This window comes from Mesorhizobium sp. WSM4815 (assembly GCF_055811575.1).
Genome location: NZ_JBVVQS010000100.1, coordinates 1 through 20,808, shown reverse-complemented (window position 1 = coordinate 20,808; position 20,808 = coordinate 1). Strand labels below are relative to the sequence as shown.

The following is a 20,808-nucleotide window of genomic DNA, read 5'->3' as shown; positions in this document are numbered from 1 at the left end:
ATGCGCATACTGAGAACATTCTTTGGATACTTGTGGCGCTCGAACAGCAAGTCGGCGCCCGACCTTGCGCCGCCCGTCGACGCAATCGTTCGGCTGCTGAAAGAAAAGCAAAAACTCGCTACAAAGAAAGGACTTGGCCGACCAGATCAGACTGCGGGCGGCTGACCGCGCAAGGCCCCGCGCAGACTGAAGACCCCGAGGGAAGCCGCTGCGGTCACCGAAATCCTGCGGTTGCGGGCGGCCTCGAGCGTGCCGGGCGCTTACCTTCTGCGCCGTGAATATCGGAGGGCGCGGAAACGCCGATGCTGCGACGCCGTGGTCGCCATCCCTCTCTCCTTTGGCACCCCAACTTCGGGCCCGGCCATGTTTTCCCTGCCCTACCTGCGCCTTGGATACGCGTGGCTCAGGTCGCAACCACGGCGCAACAATTAGGCGAGCTCACCGCCTAAACGACTCCGTCGTTTGCAACACGCCTTCCTCGCGACCGGCTGCATTGCCGGCACGAGACTCCAGGCCTTGGGAGATCACTGAAATCGGCATCGGCGCGAAGTTGCTTGCCTAAATCCGGCGGACGGCAAGTGCGACATCTGCGGAGAACGGCGGCACATCAAGCTTCAGCCAGCCATCCGAATTCGCCTGCCATTCCGCTGTTTGCCTGCCGGCCGCGGTGTCCCAGGCGATCACGCGATAGGTGCCGCGAGCCAACCCGGGCAACTCCAGGACGGCAGGAATGGGCGCAGTGCCGGCACGCAGCATGCCGTTTCGCCCGATCGTGTCGCTGCGAACCAGCCAGACCACTGCCTGGGAATCGTCGCCGCAGGCGACCGGCGCGATGTCGGGACCGGAAACCCGCATCTTGTCGCCGAGATGGACACGCCGGAACGAAACCCAATCTATCAGAGGCAGGAAGTCGGCCAGCGAACGCTGCGCCCGCCGCATTCCGGGGGTGAGCACGTGCGGGGAGCGGTTCGGCCACCGCATGCCGCCACCGGCACCCCCCGCTGCCAGGTGAGCCCATTGCAAATGGCGGAAGTATTCATCGTCGAAAGGTTCGGGGAGCGTGATCTTCTTGTCTTTGAACGAGTGGATCGGGCCGTGCTCGGAATCGAGAAAAGGGCGGCCGTCAAGAATTTCACCAAGCGCCTCTCCGACGATTCGCGCCATGCCAAGCGCCGGCGCCACCGTGTCACTGGGGTCGTCGATCGTGCCCTCCTCGTAGAGATGGAGGGAGGCGAAGTCGAGGTCGGGGTGGCGGAAGATCGGCCCGGGCAGCGGCATGTGAGGCCGCCAGCGAAGCTCAGGTCCGAAAAGCGAGACGGTCTGCGGGTGAGAGCGACCGTAAAGTGACGTTTCCAGCCGGCGCACAAAATCGCTGAGATCATGGATGAGGGCGCCGAATCCATCCGCGCTGCCCTGAGCCTGCTCGGGATGGATCTCGTTCCAGAGGTCCCATGCGAAGAAGGCTCCGCTGCCGCTCCATCTGCGAACCACGAATTCCAGCCTTGCCTTGATCGCGCGGCGCGTCTCGGCGCAGACCAGGAATCGCGACGGGTGGTCCAGCACGCCTCCGTTATTGCGGTTGTAGGGGTGGTGGCGCCAATGGAGCCACTGCCAGAACGTATCAAAGGGAGTGAGCAGGATTCTTAAGCCCTGCTTTTCGCAAAGACGAAAGAGGTCGTCCCACAATTGCACCATCGCCGGCACGAAGCGGCCCTGCGGCTTCTCGAAGTAGCGGTGGCGAACCTGGGCATATTCCAGCATCAGCCTGAGGCATGTGACGCCGCTTTCCTTCAGCCAACGGAGATGATTTTCCACGCCGGCCATATCGGCGCGCCGGAACAGGCCATTGAGTTCGGGCCAGCTTACCGCATCATTCTGCCCGATCGGCGTCCATGCCTCGCCGTCCTCGGTGGCGAAATAGGAACCGGCTAACTTAATCCAAGGCAGGCCGGCAGCCGGTCTCGGCGCAGAGTCTCCCACTTCCCCGACCAGCGGTATCGCCAATCTAATATCGTTCAAAGGCATGCCCCGAATTTCGTCGCCGGAGCGGTATAACTGCCGCGGTGGCAAAATGTTTCGCCGGGCTTGGCAGGCCGATGATCTTTACCCCCATCTCGGGTACAACGATGCCCTATCTCGACGCCGCGGCGCCCTGCCTCAAGAGCGGCGCGGAGCTGGTGATGTCGACCGATCACCAGAAAAGTTGCAGGCCGAACCCTCGATGCGGACATGACGAGGGAGCGGAATTGTCGTGCGTCGCTTCGTCGACAAGGGCAGAAATGCCAGGTTGGCGGGTCGCCTGCCCGACCAGAAAAACTTTAGCCGAAGGGGAACCTAACGGTCGCAGGCAAGTTCGGTAGGCAGTGTGGGGGAGATTGCGCGTGTCGTTGCATCTCATCGGCTTTATAGTTGTCGTGCGTGCGATCTTCTCCTTCCTCGGATTCCATCATCAAGCCCGACAACGATTGGCGAGGCGCGGCTTCAGAGCGACAGTTTCTGTCATCCGGAGGTCAACGTCTGCTCACCGACAACACCTGGACTCGGCTCCGCTCACGCTCGCTTGGTCAACTTTCGACGCTTGCACGGCATGTACCGCTCAGGGGACGACGTGATGGAGGCCCGAAAGCAATTGTGGCGGTCGAGAATGGCAATGGCCGGTCGCCTGGCGGGAGCGTCGGCGCGAGCCTTGGCCGACGGGTCGCACGTATGAGCAGCGATCCGGCGCGTCCGCCAGGCGAGTACCGGTCCGCGTTTGCCAGCTTCTTCATGGCTGGTTTCGAGTGTTCATCCCATCGGCGCGGCGACGGAGTGCGCCTCGATTTGATCCGCGCGACCGCACACGACACGCACGCCCTCGGCGACTATCGCAGTTGTGCTGCCCTTGGGCTTCGCACGATTCGCGACGGCTTGCGCTGGCACCTGATTGAGACAGCGCCAGGAGTTTTCGATTGGTCGGGTTGGATATCGATGATCGAAGCAGCTCAGGCCGCCGGGGTGCAGGTCATCTGGGATATCTTTCACTACGGCTCGCCGGATCATGTCGACCAGGGTGGCTCAGGCTTCACCGAGGCCTATGTGCGATTCGCCGCTGAGGCTGTCCGGGTTCACCGCTCCGTTGCAGGGACAGCTCCCCTGGTATGTCCCATCAATGAAATCTCGTTCTTTGCATGGGCGATAGAGGTCGGCTATTTCCCGCGCGTGGGGCCGAAGAAGCGGGGATGGTTCAAGCGTCAGCTTGTGAGGGCAGCGGTTGCGGGCGTCAAAGCGATGCGGGGTGCCGAACCTGATTGCAGGTTCATCTGGGCTGAACCGCTAATCCATGTCGCTCCTCGTGACCGCACTCGCGCCGAGCAGCGGCGCGCGGAAAATGCGCGTCAAGGCCAGTTTGAAGCCTATGACATGCTGACGGGCCGTGCCGAGCCCGAACTGGGCGGCAGCGAGGACTGTGTCGACGTCATCGGTCTTAACTTTTATCCGCACAATCAATGGTACTTTCACGGGCCAACCATACCGATGGGTCACCACGAATACCGGGCACTTTCGGGAATGTTGGTCGAAGTCGCTGAGCGCTACAGAAAACCGATGTTTATCGCCGAGACGGGCGCTGAAGGATCAGGCCGGCCGGCATGGCTCCACTATGTTTGCGATGAGATCCGTGACGCGATGAGCCTTGGTGCGCCGATTCAGGGCATATGCCTTTACCCGGTGACCGCGTATCCCGGCTGGGACAATTCGCGCCACGCGGAAGTCGGCTTGTTCTCGACGATTCATGCCGACGGTTCGCGCAGTCTTCGCCAGCCGGTCGCCAATGAATTGGAGCGCCAACGCACATTGTTCTCGGCGGGTGTTTCGTAGCCGTCGAAAAAAGGCGCGCGACCATTGGCGACTTTCGCGGCGGATCACGGCAAGGCACGACTTGGCTACCACTATCCGAGATCAGTATAGATGTTCGCCGCGAGCCGTGCCCGACGAATCGAGCATCGCTCGGTGCGTTGGCATCTGCGCCACGCCATTTGCCGGCAGGCTTTGTTGAATGCGCGCGAACGTCGCCAACGCTTGACCGACGACCTGATCCATATTGTAGTAGCGGTACGTGGCTAGGCGCCCGACGAACCACACGTCGGGGCACGCCGCTGCCAGTGCTTGATAGCGTTTGTACAGCGCCTCGTTTTCCGCCCGCGGCACCGGGTAATAGGGATCGCCGATATCGGTTGGATATTCGTAAGTCAGGCTGGTCTTCGGGCTCTGCTGACCGGTCAGATGCTTGTACTCGGTAATGCGGGTATAGTTTTCCGTCTGCGGATAGTTGACAACGGCGACCGGCTGAAACTGCTCGCAATCAAGCGTCACGTGTTCGAACCGCAGTGACCGATAAGGCAGACGACCAAGGCTCCAGTCGAAATATTCATCGATCGGCCCGGTGTAGATCATCCGCTGAAAGGGGATCGTGTCGCGAATTTCGCGATAATCGGTTTGCAGCATGATCTTGATCTTTGGCTTGTCCAGCATGCGCTGGAACATGCGTGTATACCCGCCAGCCGGCATATTCTGGAAGATGTCGCCAAAGTAGCGGTCATCGCGGTTGGTCCGGGTAGGGACCCGCGCCGTCACCGACTTGCTCAACTGGGCCGGATCGACACCCCACTGCTTCCTCGTATAACCGCGAAAGAACTTTTCGTAGAGTTCCCTGCCGACGGTGCTCACAACCACGTCTTCGGCGGTGCGAACTTCTTCGACCGTTTCCCGCCGAGAAACGAAGAACTCCTCCAACTGCTCGGATGTCAATTCAAGGCCGTACAGGCGATTAATGGTGTCGAGGTTGATCGGTATCGGCAGCAGTTTTCCGTCGACCGAAGCCAGTACGCGATGTTCGTAAGGCCTCCATTCGGTGAATTGCGAGAGATAGTCGATGATCGATTGGGCGTTGGTGTGGAATATATGCGGCCCATAGCGGTGGATCAGAATTCCCGCCTCGTCGTAACAGTCATAAGCGTTGCCGCCGACGTGATTTCGCCGGTCGATGAGCAGAACGCTTTCATGCCGTTGCGATGCGATGCGTTCAGCAAGCACGCTGCCGGCGAAGCCGGCACCGACAATGAGCCACTCGAACATGGTCAGGCTCCCCGGCGCAACGGCACAATGCTCTTCATGGCATAGGCGCGCTGGATGTGGGCAGCCATTGCCTCCCACGTCCGCTCCCACGACATGTTGGCGAGGTAGGCGTCGACTTTGTTCAGCAGGAAGTCGCGCGGGCGCGATAAAACAGACCGAAGCTTGGGTTCGAGATCTCCGGCGTCGACGATATCGACCAGGCCTTCCGCACCATAGGTGCGCACGACATCCACAATCGCCGTGGACACCACCGGCAGTCCGGCCGCCAGGAACTCGGGAGTTTTGGTCGGGCTGATGTAGCGTGTCGCCTCATTGAGCGCGAAGGGCATCCAACCGGCGCTCCAGTGCCTGAGATAGCGAGGCAGATCGGCGTAGGACTTGGCACCCAGCCAATGCAAGTTAGCTGCGCGCGGCAGGCTGAGCGGGTCGATCTTGACCACCGGTCCGAGCATGACGAAATGCACGTCGGGCATTGCCGCAGCCGCCTGTGCGATCATCTCGATGTCGAGCCGCTCGTCGATCACGCCGAAGAAGCCAACTCTCGGGTGAGGTATGTCGACCTGGTCTACAGGGTCATCGCCGGGCTGTCTTGCCTTGTGAAAATGCGCCACGTCGATGCTGCTTGGGAACGGAAAAATCGACTTGTGGAGGCATCGTTTGGCCTCGTACAAGCTCTGTCCGCCCGTGAAGACGACATCGGCGCGCTGTAACAGCGCCTTTTCCATCTGCGTCAACTCTGCCGGCGCGTTCTTGAAGGCGGAGAGTTCATCCATGCAGTCATAGACGCAAACGTCGTAGCGAAGATGATCGCTGAAACGCAGCGCCATCGGCGTGTAGTACCATACGGTGAGCCGGTCGTGCGGGGCTGAGGTGAGGATCTGGTCGACGAACCTGCGCTGGATGGCGTCCGCCTTTGTTGCGGAGATGCCGGCCGGAAGAACCGGGGTTACGGTTCGGATCATCGGCGTCTCATCTTTCACCCGCATGAAGGGGTAGTGTCTTTCCTCGAAGACCTGTTCCTCAAAGTAAATTAGCTGCTGCTGTTTTGAAGCGAGCGTCAGAATGTGCTGTGGGCGTTGGTGTACGAAATTCCATCTTAGGTGAGAAAAGCAAAGTAAGATTGACGATTTTACGAGTATGTTAGGTGCTATTTGCTTTCCGACCGCCATTTCCATACAAGTTATCCCTTCGTTATAGTGCGCTATCCACTCGAAGTAACATATGTTAATCGAGGCTCGTTCGACCTGAGGCCCGTAGGCACACATCTAACTTTCATTGAAGTAAGTTGTTCCACAGAGTTGAACTGCGTGCGTGTCCGAGCAGTGACGCCGCACTTGCGCGATTGATCCACCGATGAATGGAGCGGCCAGCCACAGATGCCCGAACCATCCTGACCACGCGGGCGCCTCGGCCACGCGTGAACTCAACAAATGTGGCGCGTTGCCACAAAACGGTTGAGAACGTTTGCTCGTTCAACAAGCGTTAATCGGGGGAGCTATAAGTTAACTGTCTGTGAATCGATTCGGCCGAGTGGCGCACGGGCCCGCGACCGCCGACGAAACACACCGTGAGCGAGCCAAGAGATGAAATTCAACTTCGAAACCAACGTCTTTCCGTTGTTTCACCCGCAGGTCGTGGATGACCTGAAGGATCCTTGTCCGGTGTTCGACGGCACGCTTTGGCATGTCTTCGGCTCAAGCGGCACCGTCACGACCGAGAGCTGGAGGATACTGCATGCCACGGCTCCGGACCTTTATGGGCCGTGGACTGAGCATGAGGCGCTCGACTTGGCGGTAACCGGATCAGGCATAGCGGCACCCGGCGTTATTCATGAATGCGGCGTCTTCCATATGTTTATCCAGACCGAATTCATGAAGTCGGGCGGACGTTGCGAACATGCGGTTTCCAATGATGGCTTCAACTGGGTGGTGCTGAAACCGGCAATATTGTCCCTGCCGGACACCGATGAGGACGGTATCTACGATCCCCATCCGGCGGTTGTCGGCGGCAGGCGCTACATCGTCTATTCTGGCATGCCTAAATTCACCAGGGTGCCGCAGCCTGACGTCTATCTTGCGCGCAGCCAATCCGATTCCTGGTTCGGGCCGTGGAAACGTCTCGGCAAGATATTGGATCATCTCGACGTTCCCCATCACAATGCGCGCGAGCATCCGGACTACGAATGGGGGATCGAGGGCGCCCAACTGGTCGAATTGCCCGACGGTCGCGTGCTTCTCAACGCCACCTGCTTCCTTCCCGACGGTCCGCGCGGAAGTCGTCAGCGCGTATTCTTCGCCATCGCCGAGGACGTCCAGGGTCCCTACGTGTCGGTCGGCCCCGTGCTCGATCCTGGCGAGCCTGGCGAGAACGGTCATTCGACGGTGATGATCGAAGGCGGGAAACTGACCTTGTTTTACCAGAGCAGACGTGAGGCAACGAACCATCGCTGGCGTTTCGGACTGGCCAGGTGCGACCTGGATCAGCAAGTTGTTTCACGAGTGGCATAACAGGGACGACCGCTCTGTCGCGCTTTGTCATCACGGTCCAGAGGACGAGATGCCATCACCAACTTCAGGGCGATGGGGGTTCTCGTCGGCCAGCTCTTGCTCTCGCAGCTCAAGCTCCTTCTGAAGCTTCAAAGCTAGTGCGGCAAGCCTCGGCGACAGGGTTTCATCGCCGTCCAGTCCTAATCGCTTGCGGAGTCTGCGACGATTGTCTTCCGAACGGACCAGCTCTCGGAAGCCGCGTTCGCTCTCTCGAGTTGCCATGACGGTCACCTTTAGCTCTGAACGCAACTCGCCGATTGATAAAGGGTTCCCTTAGGGGGCGGATTATTTCGCTAAACCTTCCGAGCGGTGATCGGATTACTAAGCGGGATTGAGCGGATACTGCTCGTGCTCATCGAAAGCCACCAACAGGCCCAGGGCAGCAGCGACTTCGAGGATAGCTTCGGTCAGATCGTCATTGGATGCGACCAATCCAGGTGCAGCCTGCCGAACCTGGTTCAATGCCGTTGTGACCGAGACGGTGTCGCCATAGCCGGCCCTGTTGAGGACTGCGGCAATCGCCTGATCTAGAACTGGGCCGACCCTATGGACGATGCTCATCCACCTTCCCCCCCGGGAATGCGAGAAGGTGATAGTAGCGTGTCTGGGGCGGCGATGCAACCGACGCGCGAAATGGGATTTTTCAGCTTGCTGCCACTGATCGTTTAAAGACGATGGTGACCTTCGTCCCTTCGCTGGCGCTAGATTCGACAGCGAGGCGCGCCTTGGCGTTCTCGGTGAGCGAGCGCGCGATCAGCGCTCCGAGTTTGCCTGGCTTGGGCCACGTCTCGCCTTCCGGCAGCCCAATTCCGTCGTCAGCCACTATGACCCGGCAGCCGTCGCCATCGACGATGCTGTGCAGCGTTATCGTGCCGCCTTCGCGCCCCTGGAAAGCATGTTTTAGCGAATTGGTCAGCAATTCGTTCACGACCAGTCCCGCCGGCATGGCGACGTTGATTGACACCGGGTATGTGTCCACCCTCATATCGAGGCGGATCCCCTCGACTGCATGGGAGCTCATCACCGCGGACGCGATCTGGCTGAGATAGACGCCAAGATCGACCTCATCCTTCTGCTCGTCGGCCGTCAGCGTCTGGTAGAGGATCGCCAGGGCGTCGACGCGACCGGCGAGCCGTTCGAACCGTCTCCGGTCGGCCTCGGTCGCATTGCGGCTTTCAAGCCGGATCAGGGCGGTGATCATCTGCAGGTTGTTCTTCACCCGGTGCTGCAATTCGCGCAGCAGCGTGTCTTTCTCGCTGACACGCTCCTCCACCGAGCGCTGATCCGCCGCTTCGCCATGGGCGGATACGTCGACCAGCGCCACCAACCGGAAGCAGACCTTGCCGTTGTCGTCCTCGATGACATTGGAATAAACGTCGACGATCGGCAGCTTGTCCTCGTTGTGCTCCAGCCTGTAGGTGCCGACCAAATCGGTCTCCCGGACCACGGCCTCGGCCAACGGGCGGTCCTTCTGCTGGTAGAGGCCTGTGCCCGAAAGGGCCGACCAGTTTTCTCGAGTTAGCCTAGCGACCGTCAGGCCTGACAGTTTCTCGAACTCCGGATTGGCGTAGACTACACGCTCCTCAGCGGCCAGATCCGCAACGGCTATGGCGATCGGCACCTGGTCAAGGAATTTCTTAAACTGTTCGCTTTCCAGTGCGGTTGCGAGTTCAGGTGTGTCAAGCAACTGCTCGACCGCATCGGCCTTCTCTGAAGTGGATGTCATTTGCGCGCCTGTTCTGGGCGTACAATATCAATAATGCAGTGCGCCCGCCATCGCCAAAGCTGGAGCTGCATCGAACGGTGTCAGGCATCTGACCATAAGACGTGCCTCGCGCAACGGCCGTGGGTAGAACGACATCTTCCGATCGGCGGCTCCGGCATGCTGACGGCGGGCCAGTGGCTCCGCGAAACCCACCGCGCAGCCGCTCCGGTCCGCCGAGTGAATCGGGGTCCTACGGCTCGGATCAGCCACAGATTGCTGCTCAGCTATTCAAAGGAATAGGTGAAACCTCCTTCGGAGGCTCCGACCGTCACCTTCGTCATCTTCTCGCCCTCGAGCGACCGGTTCAGCACGCCACGGCTCAACTCCGGCAGAAGCGTGTTTGTCAAAATGGCGTCGATCATTCGCCCGCCGGATTCGATCTCGGTGCAGCGGGCTTTGACCAGATCCATGACACCGTCACCGATCACCAACTCGGCATCGTTGCTCGAGCGCAGGCGGCGGGCGATCTTGGCGAACTGATGGCGGGTGATCGCTTCGATCATCATGTCCGAGAGCGGGTAATAAGGGATGGTCACCACCCGGCCAAGAAAGGCCGCTGGGAAAACCTTCAGCAGCGGGGCGCGCAGTGCTGTGTCGAGATCGTCGAGCCCCGCCCGCACCGTGCCGCTGCTGGTCCGGTCCATGATGACTTCGGAACCAACGTTCGAGGTGAGCAGGATCAGCGTGTTCTTGAAATCGATCCGCCGGCCTTCACTGTCGTCCATCATTCCCTTGTCGAAAACCTGGAAGAAGATTTCGTGCACGTCCGGATGCGCCTTCTCGACCTCGTCAAGCAGGATCACCGAATAGGGCTTGCGCCGGACCGCCTCGGTGAGGATGCCGCCCTTGCCGTAGCCGACATATCCGGGTGGCGCGCCCTTCAAGGTTGAGACCGTATGCGCCTCCTGGAACTCGGACATGTTGATCGAAATGAGGTTCTGCTCGCCGCCATAGAGCGTCTCGGCCAGGGCCAGCGCGGTTTCGGTCTTGCCGACGCCCGAGGGACCGCAGAGCAGAAACACCCCCACCGGCTTTTCGGGCGCGCCGAGCCCGGCGCGGCTGGTCTGCACGCGCTTGGCAATCATTTCCATGGCGTGATCCTGACCGACCACGCGCTCGGACAGCGTGACGGCGAGCCGCAGCGCCTTTTCGGTCTGGCTCGACAGCATCCGGCCAGTCGGGATGCCGGTCCAGTCCTGCACCACCGCCGCCACGGCGTTGCGGTCGACCGACGGCAGGATCAGCGGCGTCTCGCCCTGCGCTTCTGCGAGTTCGGCCATCAGCTCGCGCAGCCGCGCGAGATCGGCAGCCGGGTCGGGTGGAGAAGGACCGGCAGCGGCCGTTGCTTCCGCATCGGGTTCGGGCGCATCGGGTTCGGGCGCTTTGATCTCAGATACATCGTCGCCTGCGGTTTCGGCCACCACCCCCGAAGGCTCCACGGCGTCGAGCGGCACACCCTCGCCGCGCAGCCTGGCGCGCAGTTCGAGTATCTCGCCAACCAGCGCCTTTTCCCGATCCCAGCGTTGCTGGGCGGCAGCAAGCGTGAGTTCGGTTTCGGCAAGCCCGGTTTCGACCCGAGCCTGCCGGTCGGCCACGTCGATGCCGATCGCTGCCTCGCGGCCGATGATGGCGCGCTCGACCTCCAGCGCCTGGCGGCGGCGCATGATGTCCTCGACCTCGGCCGGGGTGGCATGCTGCGAAATGGCGACACGGGCGCAGGCGGTGTCGAGAAGGCTCACGGCCTTGTCGGGCAGTTGCCGTGCCGGGATGTAGCGGTGGGACAGGCTGACCGCCGCCTCGATCGCCTCATCGAGTATCTGCACCTTGTGATGCTGCTCAAGAACACCGGCGACACCACGCAGCATGAGAACGGCGACCGCTTCCGACGGCTCATCTATCTTGACGACCTGGAAGCGACGGGTAAGCGCCGGGTCCTTCTCGATGTGCTGCTTGTATTCGGCCCAGGTCGTCGCCGCGATCGTGCGAAGCTCGCCGCGCGCCAGCGCCGGCTTCAGCAGATTGGCCGCATCACCGGTTCCTGCCGCGCCGCCGGCGCCGATCAAGGTGTGCGCTTCGTCAATGAAGAGGATGACCGGCGTTTCCGAGGATTGCACCTCGTCAATGACCGCCTTCAGCCGTTTTTCAAATTCGCCCTTTACGCTGGCGCCCGCCTGCATCAGGCCGACATCGAGCATGCGCACGCTGACGCCCTGCAGGGTCGGCGGCACGTCGCCTTCGGCAATGCGCAAGGCAAAGCCCTCGACGACCGCGGTTTTGCCGACCCCCGCCTCGCCGGTCAGGATCGGATTGTTTTGCCGGCGCCGCATCAGGATATCGACGATCTGCCTGATCTCGGGATCGCGGCCGACGACCGGATCGATCTTGCCGTCGCGGGCGCGCTGGGTCAGGTCGGTGGCATATTTGGCCAGCGCCGAATCCCCGCCCGGAGCCCGCCGCGGTGTTTCGGCGGCGGCAACCGCAGTCGCGGCGCCGGCTTCGAGCGAACCCTCCATGACGTCCGCGAACCGCGCAATAACGGCCTGCGCATCGATCTTGTCGAATTCGCCGCTGATCTTCGACAGCAGGCCTTCCAGCACCGGCGTCTTCAGGCAGGCGAGCAAAATATGCGCACTGCGCACTTCCTCGACGCTGAATTCCAGTCCCGCCAGGCCCCAGGCCTCCTGGATGGCGTGAAAGATATGATCGGAAAATTCCTCGATCGAAGTGGCGCCGTAAGGCAGCTTGTCGACGGCGCGGGTCATATCGGCCGTGAGCCGGCTCGCATCCACCCCGGCGTCCGCCAGTATCAGCTGCACATCCGAGCGCTCTGAAAGCACCAGTTGCTCGATGAAGTGAACGAGCTCGACATAAGGATTGCCGCGCAGCTTGGCGGTGTCGGCTGCAGCCTTGAAGGCGCGCAAACAGATGGGATTGAGCTTGCCGACCAGTTCCTTGCGTTTAAAGCTCTGCGACGACCGGCGCTGTTCCATCGAACTTGCCCCTCCAATCTGCCAGCCAACAAACTGCCACATAAGCAGCGACTTGACAAAGAGCGTTTATGAGCGGGCCGTCCGGGTGTTCGATTCAGTCGATTTCTTCCGTCCCGGCAGGCGCCGGCGCCATCGGCTGCAACGCCATCGAACGCCGCGCCTGTTGGCGATGCGTTCACCGACAGGGTTCGACAAATCCGCCAGCACTTTTGAGCCCAGCGCGCCGGTTGCAGGCGCGTATTGAGATTGAGCATCAACTAAATTGTGGTAAAGTGTCGCAGTGTGGTAACGTTGGGTCAGGCACGGCCCACGAGCCGCGCGCTGGGGGATGGTGTGCTTGATCTCGCACTCTGGCTGAATCCGCTGGACGGTGAAAATCCGTCAGGGGAGGATTTGCGCAACGATCCAGCCTTTCATGAGCTGGAGCGTCTCACCGAGCCGCAGGTCAAGGTCGTCCATGGCGGCCACAACCAGCCCTCGTCGCAAAGCACCATTCCGGTCGACTGGCCTGCCGTCCTCGACAAGGCGGAGGAATTGCGTGCGCATGGCCGGGATCTGCGCCTGCTCGTCATTGTCACGCGCGCGCTGGCCAATGAGCAGCGGCTCGCCGGGCTCGCGCATGGCCTGACCCTTGTTGCGCGGAGCTTCGATCAGCATTGGGAGACCATGCACCCGGCCCTGCGGCCCAGTGCTTCACCACGCGACGCCGCCTTGCGTCGCATCAACGCCCTGCTCGACCTCCAGAATGGCCAGGACGGGCTGCTGGCGGACTTGCGGCGAATGATTTTCTTCGCGCCGCGCCCTATGGGACCGATCAGCGGACGCGATCTGGAACAAGCCGCACTCGACGAGCGGGTCATGCTTCTGGAAGCGGCTTCGGGATTGAATGCGGCGGAAAAGGCAACGCTGGCCAGCGCGCACGGTCAACTGCTGAACCGGGTTCATAGCGGGTGTAAGGCGCAGGCCGATCAAGCCAATGCGGAGATGATGTCGCTCATTGCCGATGCTCATGCGGCGATCACGGCTCTTGATGCGGTCGAGACGGCTCTCAACGGCCGTCTGCAGGGCGGTGGCGCCGCTGTTCCGGAATTGAAACGGTTTCTGCAGCGTTTGCTGTCGACCCTCGAACGGAATTCGGCAATCGAAACGGCGACGAACGGCGCGGCCGAGCCAGCCCCCACGACTGCAGATCCGGAAATGCCTGCTCGAAACGGTCAAATGCCTGCAAAGGGCCATGGAGCCGATACTATGGCAAGTGTGGCGAGTTACGCGGAACCGAGCACGGGGCTGCCGGAACGGATTTCCTCGCGCGACGACGTCGTGAAATGCCTCGACCTCGTCATCGCCTTTTATGACCGCACCGAACCGTCGAGCCCGATCCCGCACCTGGCCCGCCGGGTGCGCCGGATGGTGCATATGGATTTCGTTGAACTGATGGAAGATCTCGCCCCGTCGGGGCTGAAGGAATTCCGGCTGCTTGCCGGCGTTCCCGATGCCAAGAAGACGGCCCAGAAGGATGAAAGGTAACGAGCCATGGCAGCTGAAAGCAAAGCGAAAGTCATCGAACGGAACCGCGCTCCGCGCGTGCAGATCGCCTATGACGTGGAAACCTATGGCAGCCCGACGACGATCGAATTGCCGTTCGTCATGGGGGTGATGGCCGATCTCTCCGGCGCTTCACAGACCAAGGAAGCGATGAAGTCGGTGCTGGACCGCTCCTTTGTCGAGACCGACGCGAACCGCTTCCCGCGTTTCATGGAGGCGCTTGGACCGCGCGTCAAAGCCCGCGTGAAGAACACGCTGCCCCAGGCGGAGGGCGCCGAGCGGGATGAAGAGCTGGCACTCGATCTTACCTTCACCAAGATGGGCGATTTCGCCCCGGACAAGATTGCCGAGCAAGTCCCGCAGCTGGCCGAGATCCTCAAGATGCGTCGCCAGCTCGAGGAACTGCTCGGCTTCATGGATGGCCGCGTCGACGCCGAAAAGCGCATAGCGCAGCTTCTGAACAACGAGCCGCTTCTTGGCAAAATCGCCAGCCAGGCATTGTCGGACGAAGACAAGGTTGAGGTGTAAGTCATGGCCGAACAGCAAAAGACCGCAGCCGTCGCCGCCGAGGCGGAGACCATCGATCTCGGAGAGTTCAGCGGGCTCCTGGAAAAGGATTTCAAGGTCAAGAAGGACGACAGCGAGAAGCTGCAGCAACTCGTTCGCAATCTCGCGCTGGCGGCACAGTCGCGATCCGACACCACGACCATCTCGTCCAACGCGATCAAATCGATCAAGTCGCTGATAGCAGGCATCGACAAGATGCTGTCGGAGCAGGTCAACGAGATCCTGCACGCGCCGGAAGTGCGCGAAATGGAAGGCACATGGCGCGGCCTGTGGTATCTCATCAACAACACCGAGACGGATCAGAAGCTGAAGATCCGGGTGATGAACATTTCCAAGGAGCAGCTCGCCGACACGCTTGAAGACTATGAAGGCCAGATGTGGGACCAGAGCCCGATCTTCAAGAAGGTCTATACGGACGAGTATTCGATGCTGGGCGGCGAGCCGATCGGCTGCCTGATCGGCGCCTACGAATTCTCCAACCATCCGCGTGACGTCGGCCTGTTGCGCAACATCTCGGGCGTCTGCGCCTCGGCGCACACGCCGTTCATCGCGGCGGCCTCGCCGCGCCTGTTCCGCATGGACAGCTGGCAGGAACTGCCGAACCCGCAGGATCTGCAGCAGATCGTCTCCAATGCCGCCTACGCCTCGTGGCAATCGCTGCGCGAGAGCGAGGATGCGCGCTATATCGGCCTCACGATGCCCCGTGTCCTGGCACGGCTTCCCTACGGCACGGATACCGTTCCGGTGAAGGGTTTCACTTTCGAGGAAGAGGTCCAGGGCGACCACAACAAATATGTCTGGATGAACGCCGCCTTCCCGATGGGCGTGAACATAAACCGCAGCCACAAGCTCTATGGCTGGGGCACGCAGATCCGCGGCGTCGAGAATGGCGGCACGGTCATCAACCTGCCGGTGCACTCCTTTCCCACCGACGACGGATCGGTGGCGATGAAATGTCCGACGGAAGTCGCCATCGACGACCGGCGCGAGGCGGAACTGGCCAAGCTCGGCCTGATGCCCATCCTGCACCGCAAGAACACCGATCTGGCGGCTTTCATCGGCGCGCATTCGCTGCAGGACGACGAGACCCGCGCCGGCCGGCTGGTCGATCCCGACGCGCAGTCGAACGAGCGGCTGAGCGCCAACTTGCCCTATCTGTTCCCGGTTTCCCGGTTTGCGCATTACCTCAAGGCCATCGCGCGCGACAAGATAGGGTCGTTCAAGGAGCGGTCGGACATGCAGATCTGGTTGACCGAGTGGATCAACCGATACGTGCTGGCCAACCCGGCTTTTGCCGACGACAAGGCGCGCGCCAAGCGCCCGCTTGCCGCCGCAGAAGTCCAGGTGGACAGCGTCGAGGGGCGGCCGGGCTACTACAACGCCCGCTTCTATCTGCGCCCGCATTACCAGTTGGAGGGCATCAACGCCTCGCTTCGGCTGGTGTCGGAACTTCCGTCCGTAAAGGCTTGATTTGCAGCAACATAATCCTGTTTTGTTTTGAAAACGCTGGAGGAAGACAATGCCCGTGAAAATTGATGGTTTTCTAAAAGTTCCGGATATCAAAGGGCCAAGCGTTCGAGACGGCCATGAGGACGAAATCGAAGTCCACGGGGTCGATTACAAGATAATCGCGCCATACGATCCGAATTCGCTCTCACGCCGCGGTCGCGTGTCGCTGGGGATGATCAAGTTCACCAAGCATTATGACAAGTCCTCGCCCTATCTGAAAAAGGCGCTGTTCGACAACAAGGCGCTGGACGAAGTGGTGTTCTCCGCCCGCCGGACCATCGATGGCGAGACCAGCGACTATCTGGTCGTCACCCTGACCGACGCCTCGATCATGGAATACGACATGACGCAGGCCGAGGACGAGGAAGACCTGATCGAGGAGGAGGTCAGCTTCGCCTACAAGAAGATCAAGTTCGTCTATGACAAGGATGACGAAATCGAAATGGATGTCTATGTCGGCAAGTGAGGCGCGGCGGCCCGGCGCCGACAAGCTGCAGGGTACCGGCAGTTCGCGGGCGAAACGCGAGGCGGTCCAGCCCTCTCTTTGGGACCGCCTCGTCAACGACCTGCCGGGCGTCACCTCCGAGATCGACGGGCTGCGCCAGACCTTGCAGGACGAGCTGGGCGCCGACCGGCTGGACACGCTGCTTGCCGGCAGCGCGCGGCTTATCGATGCCGACGCGGAGCTGACAGCCGATCAGAAGCGGCGTCTGCACCGCCTGGGCTTTCAGACCCAACACCGCGCCGAGATCGAAAGCCGTGGCGTGGTCGTATCGGCCCGCGTCCTCAGGGAGGCGGTACGGCGCGACATCGAGGCCTTGTTCAACACCGAGCGCTTCGAAGCTGTCCCGCTTCTTTCCGATTTCGAAAACGAACAGGCTGCAGACAATCCGCCATCGCTGGCCGATTTTCCCGAAGTGCGCCGAAGCGTGGTCAACTACGGCGTGCCGTCGTTTTCGGGCCGTTCGTCGCGCGACTTTGATCGCGATACCCTGGCGCGCGAGATCCGCTCGGTTCTTGCCACGTTCGAGCCGCGTCTCAAGGAAAGCGCAACCAAGGTAGCGGTGACCCTTGGCGACAAGAGTGCGGGCCTGAAGATCGAGATAGACGCTGTGCTGATCATGACGCCGACGCCGGAACGCATGCGCCTGCGCACGACAGTCAACCTCGACAACGGTTTGGCGCGGACCGAATTCAGGGAAAGCTGAGATGGATCGGGTCTTCGTAGAATATTACGAGGAGGAACTGACCCATATCCGCGGACTCGCGGCGGAATTTGCCGACATGCATCCGGCGGTGGCACGCAATCTTTCTCTCGATACCGTCCCGTGCCCGGATCCGTATGTCGAGCGGCTGCTTGACGGCGTCGCTTTCCTCGCTGCACGCACCCGGTTGAAAGTCGACGCCGAGCGTTCGCGGTTTTCACGCAGCGTGCTGGATGTGCTGTATCCCGATCTGGTTACCCCGGCCCCGGCTACGGCAATGGCAGTGCTGAAACCCGGCCAGCAGGTCCAGTCGATGATTGCCGGCCATGTCATCAAGCGGAACACGCGGCTGGTGTCCAGTCTGCAACCCGGCCTGTCGACGCGCTGCACATTCACCACCGCGCAGGAAATCACGCTGTGGCCGATAACCATCAATTCGGTCAGCTATTTCCAGGATCGCAGCGGGTTGGCGGCGGCCGGCATAACACCGATCGGCGGCGCAGGCGGCGAGGCGGCGCTGCGCATCACGCTGGGTCGGACCGGAAAAGGCAAGCTCGGCGAACTGGCGCTCGACCGGCTTGATTTCTATTTTGCCGGGCGCACCAAGGCGCCATTGCTGTTCGACGCGATTTTCGGCGCCTGCTCGGCGGTTGGCGCCCGCGCCGAGGGCAAGGCCAATCCGCTGTCGCGGTTGCCGGAACCCGAAATGGTCGGCATCAGCGACGACGAGGCGTTGATGCCTCGTACCCGGCCGACATTCGAAGGCTACCGCCTGCTGCGTGAATATTTCATGATGCCCGAGCGCTTTCACTACGTGCGGGTTTCAGGACTGCAACCGGTCGTGCGCCGATGCGAGGCCGGGGTCGAGATCATCTTCATGTTCCGGCGCCCGGTGCCCGAGCTTGCCGATGTGACGCCGGCGGATTTCGAACTTTTCGCGACACCGATCATCAACCTGTTCGAGCGTGACTGCAACGTCATCGAGCTCGATCCGCGCAGAACGCGGCAGGTGCTGCATGCCGACCGCACGCGGGCGCGCGACTTCGAAATCTATCGGGTGACCCATGTCGAGGACGCCGATGCCGAGGGTCCCGACGCCGAAATTCCAGAACTCTTCAGTCTGGGGCAAAACCGCAGCAATGGCTGGGTCTATTCCACCGAACGGCGCCCTCGCCGGGCCACCGAAGATGAACGGCGCGACGGACTGACCCGGACTTCTTACACCGGGGACGACGTTTTCCTTTCGGTTTCACGGCCGGCCGGAAGCCCGGCGAACCGGCCGCTGAAACGTCTCGACATCATGGCGCTTTGCACCAACCGCGATCTGCCGATCCTCGACGACAACCCTACCTTGACGCTGGAGACAGGCGATCCGGTCGAAACGGTCCGGCTTACCGGTGCCTTGCGCCCACCGCAGCCGGCGATCCCGGCGGCGCTGCCCGCGGGCGCCGAAAGCGAATCCCGAGCCGATAATCTCGCATGGCGGCTCGTGGCGCAGTTGGCCCTCAACTTTCTCAGCCTCGCCAAGGAAGGCCGCGGTGTCGATCCGCTGCATGCGCTGCTCGATCTTTATGCCGACCGGGGAGATCCGAGCCTGGCTCGCAACGTCCACTCGATCGTTCGCATCGACTCGCGCTCCGTCATCGAACGGCTGCAGATCGATGGGCCGATGTGCTTCGGACGGGGCACGGAAGTGACATTGCATGTGGACCAATCGGTCCTGGCCGGGCAAAGCACATTGCTGCTTTCGGCCTTGCTTGCACGGCTGTTTGCCCGTCACGCCGGAATAAACGGCTTTGTGCGGACCCGCACGCGGCTGCTGCAGAAGCAGGAGGATGTGCCATGGCCGATGACGCCCGGCAATCGCTACCTGATCTAGGCAAGCTCGACCCGGGCCGGGCCGAAGAGCTGGATGATACGTTCGACTTTTTCGAACTGTTGCGCCGGCTCGAACAACGCGGCGGGCTGTTCGGCTATTCCGGCCGCGCCGATCGCGAGCCGGCAAGGCTCGGGCAGCATGTGCGTCTCAGCTTTTCCGCCAAGGACGTGGTTGAATTCCGCCAAGCGAAGGACAAGACGCCGGGGACGGACGGGACACCGGCCCGGGTCACCGTTGCAAATCTCGGGCTGATGGGACCGGAAGGCCCGATGCCGCTGCATTTGACACGCTGGGTGCTCGATCGTCTGTCGCAGCGCTGGTTCACCGGCGCTGACGCACGACAGACCGTCGACACGACGTTCATGGATTTCGTCAACATTCTCCAGCACCGGATAATCGCCCTGTACTATCGGGCCTGGGCGGACGCGCATCCGGCGGTACAGGTCGAACGTGCGGTCGGCGGCCGGGTCAGGGCCATGCTTGAAGCGATGGCGGGAACCGGGCTTCCCGGCACCCAAAATCCCGATCTCGACGCCGTAAAACTTCGCCAGGCCGCGTCGCTCGCCAGCCAGGTCGACGGTCCGGAGCGGCTGACGCTGTTCCTGGCGGAAGCGTTCAAGGTGCCGGTCGCGATCAAGGAGTTCGTTGCCACCTGGATGACCATACCGGCAACGCTGCAGACCCGGCTTACCCAGGCCCACGCAGTGCTGGGTCGCGGCGCGACGATCGGCCCGCGCGTTTTCAGCCGCCAAAGCAGGATCGAGCTGCGCGTCGGCCCGATCGGCTATGAGGAGTTCAAGACCTTCCTGCCGGGCGGCCAACGCCTGAAAATGTTCAAGCAGGCGGTTCGCGACATGGTCGGCGAATCGCTCGACGTCGATCTGCGGATCGTGCTGGCGCGCGAAGCTGTGCCGCCGCCGCGTATCGGAGCGGTGCAGCTCGGCCGAACCACCTGGCTTGCGCGGCCCGCCGAAAGGGGCGATGCTGACGATATGCGGCTGCGGACGATCGTCGGATGGCGGCCGGAAATGGCGGAGGTCGCGGCATGAGTCTGCTGCTGACGCTGGAGCACGGGCCACGCACCCAGGCGGTACGGCAGACCCGGCTGGACGAGGGTGAATTGGTGATCGGCCGTAGCGCGGACGCGGACTGGCAGATCGACGATCCCGACATGTTCGTTTCACGCGCCCATTGCAGGATCACCGGCGGGCCGGATGGATATTTCGTCACCGACACATCAAGCAGCGGTTTGTTCATAAACGAGGCCGACAGCCCGCTCGGCACCGGCACCTCGGCCCGTCTTCAGAACGGCATGCGGCTGAGGCTGGGCGACTACATCGTATGCGTCGATCTGCAGACGCCGGTCGCTCAGGCACCAGCGGCCAGCCAATCGTTCGCCGAACCGTCACCGCCGGCATCGCGAGCGCCGGTAAGCATCGGCCGCGATGACTTCTTTTCAGCCACGGTCGAAGAAGAGCCGCGCCGGCCGCGTCCCGCCGATCTGCCGAACCCGTTCGAGCAACCCGTTCCAGGAGCGTTCGAGCGCGCCAACCAGCGCAGTTCGCCTGCCTTCGACGACCCGTTCAGCCTCGACCCGGTATCGACGCCGGCGCCCGAAGGCGCCCGGGATTACGAAACCCGTGGTGCGCCCGGCGCCGCAGACCCATTAAGCAGTCTCTTATAAAAAACT

17 protein-coding genes are annotated in these 20,808 nt (G+C 61.7%); 10 read left to right on the top strand and 7 right to left on the bottom strand.

Annotated features, from left to right (window positions below; all coding sequences use genetic code 11):
• Positions 1-558 precede the first annotated feature (558 nt).
• The gene (locus tag AC0L2B_RS25395) at positions 559-2,025 is read right to left on the bottom strand and encodes a glycoside hydrolase 5 family protein (protein ID WP_473747264.1); all 1,467 of its coding nucleotides are present in this window, start codon (positions 2,023-2,025) and stop codon (positions 559-561) included.
• Between the two features lie 681 nt (positions 2,026-2,706).
• Here AC0L2B_RS25395 and AC0L2B_RS25390 point away from each other — a divergent pair.
• Positions 2,707-3,855, top strand: a complete 1,149-nt coding sequence (locus tag AC0L2B_RS25390) for a beta-glucosidase (RefSeq protein WP_051407890.1) — start codon at positions 2,707-2,709, stop codon at positions 3,853-3,855.
• Positions 3,856-3,936: 81 nt separating this feature from the next.
• On the opposite strand, the gene glf is transcribed toward AC0L2B_RS25390, so the two are convergent.
• Both glf and AC0L2B_RS25380 read right to left on the bottom strand, forming a co-directional pair.
• On the bottom strand, positions 3,937-5,112 hold the full coding sequence (gene glf, locus AC0L2B_RS25385; protein WP_473747263.1) for a UDP-galactopyranose mutase: 1,176 nt from the start codon (positions 5,110-5,112) through the stop codon (positions 3,937-3,939).
• A gap of 2 nt (positions 5,113-5,114) precedes the next feature.
• The gene (locus tag AC0L2B_RS25380; RefSeq protein WP_473747262.1) at positions 5,115-6,287 is read right to left on the bottom strand and encodes a glycosyltransferase family protein; all 1,173 of its coding nucleotides are present in this window, start codon (positions 6,285-6,287) and stop codon (positions 5,115-5,117) included.
• Between the two features lie 408 nt (positions 6,288-6,695).
• Between AC0L2B_RS25380 and AC0L2B_RS25375 the strand changes: the two genes are divergently transcribed.
• Positions 6,696-7,619 carry a glycoside hydrolase family protein gene (locus AC0L2B_RS25375; RefSeq protein ID WP_473747261.1) on the top strand — a complete coding sequence of 308 codons (924 nt, stop codon included), beginning with the start codon at positions 6,696-6,698 and terminating at the stop codon, positions 7,617-7,619.
• A gap of 30 nt (positions 7,620-7,649) precedes the next feature.
• On the opposite strand, the gene AC0L2B_RS25370 is transcribed toward AC0L2B_RS25375, so the two are convergent.
• From AC0L2B_RS25370 to tssH, 4 genes are all read right to left on the bottom strand, one after another.
• Positions 7,650-7,880 (bottom strand): hypothetical protein, encoded by a 231-nt coding sequence (locus tag AC0L2B_RS25370; protein WP_473747260.1) that lies wholly within the window; start codon positions 7,878-7,880, stop codon positions 7,650-7,652.
• A 99-nt stretch (positions 7,881-7,979) separates the two neighbouring features.
• A complete protein-coding gene (locus AC0L2B_RS25365; RefSeq protein WP_473519915.1) occupies positions 7,980-8,219 on the bottom strand; it encodes a hypothetical protein in 240 nt (79 codons plus the stop codon).
• A gap of 82 nt (positions 8,220-8,301) precedes the next feature.
• Positions 8,302-9,384 (bottom strand): histidine kinase dimerization/phosphoacceptor domain -containing protein, encoded by a 1,083-nt coding sequence (locus tag AC0L2B_RS25360; protein WP_473747258.1) that lies wholly within the window; start codon positions 9,382-9,384, stop codon positions 8,302-8,304.
• Between the two features lie 263 nt (positions 9,385-9,647).
• On the bottom strand, positions 9,648-12,413 hold the full coding sequence (gene tssH / locus AC0L2B_RS25355) for a type VI secretion system ATPase TssH (protein WP_473747256.1): 2,766 nt from the start codon (positions 12,411-12,413) through the stop codon (positions 9,648-9,650).
• Between the two features lie 333 nt (positions 12,414-12,746).
• Between tssH and tssA the strand changes: the two genes are divergently transcribed.
• From tssA to AC0L2B_RS25315, 8 genes are read left to right on the top strand one after another with little or no spacing between them, the layout of a single operon-like run.
• Complete coding sequence (gene tssA, locus AC0L2B_RS25350; RefSeq protein WP_473629574.1) at positions 12,747-13,940, top strand: type VI secretion system protein TssA; 1,194 nt, start codon at positions 12,747-12,749, stop codon at positions 13,938-13,940.
• 6 nt (positions 13,941-13,946) lie between these two features.
• Entirely contained in the window at positions 13,947-14,486 is a 540-nt protein-coding gene (gene tssB, locus AC0L2B_RS25345) for a type VI secretion system contractile sheath small subunit (RefSeq protein WP_027154109.1), read from the top strand.
• A gap of 3 nt (positions 14,487-14,489) precedes the next feature.
• Complete coding sequence (gene tssC / locus AC0L2B_RS25340) at positions 14,490-15,995, top strand: type VI secretion system contractile sheath large subunit (RefSeq protein WP_236378436.1); 1,506 nt, start codon at positions 14,490-14,492, stop codon at positions 15,993-15,995.
• Positions 15,996-16,044: 49 nt separating this feature from the next.
• Positions 16,045-16,500: an Hcp family type VI secretion system effector gene (locus tag AC0L2B_RS25335; protein WP_287070029.1), complete on the top strand. Its 456-nt coding sequence runs from the start codon at positions 16,045-16,047 to the stop codon at positions 16,498-16,500.
• Positions 16,487-17,242: a type VI secretion system baseplate subunit TssE gene (gene tssE, locus AC0L2B_RS25330; protein WP_473747293.1), complete on the top strand. Its 756-nt coding sequence runs from the start codon at positions 16,487-16,489 to the stop codon at positions 17,240-17,242. Before AC0L2B_RS25335 ends, tssE begins: the two co-directional genes overlap by 14 nt.
• Position 17,243: 1 nt before the next feature.
• Entirely contained in the window at positions 17,244-19,118 is a 1,875-nt protein-coding gene (gene tssF / locus AC0L2B_RS25325) for a type VI secretion system baseplate subunit TssF (protein WP_473747255.1), read from the top strand.
• The gene (gene tssG, locus AC0L2B_RS25320) at positions 19,082-20,167 is read left to right on the top strand and encodes a type VI secretion system baseplate subunit TssG (protein WP_473747254.1); all 1,086 of its coding nucleotides are present in this window, start codon (positions 19,082-19,084) and stop codon (positions 20,165-20,167) included. The genes tssF and tssG overlap by 37 nt, the downstream gene beginning before the upstream one ends.
• Complete coding sequence (locus tag AC0L2B_RS25315) at positions 20,164-20,802, top strand: type VI secretion system-associated FHA domain protein (protein WP_473747253.1); 639 nt, start codon at positions 20,164-20,166, stop codon at positions 20,800-20,802. Before tssG ends, AC0L2B_RS25315 begins: the two co-directional genes overlap by 4 nt.
• Positions 20,803-20,808 lie beyond the last annotated feature (6 nt).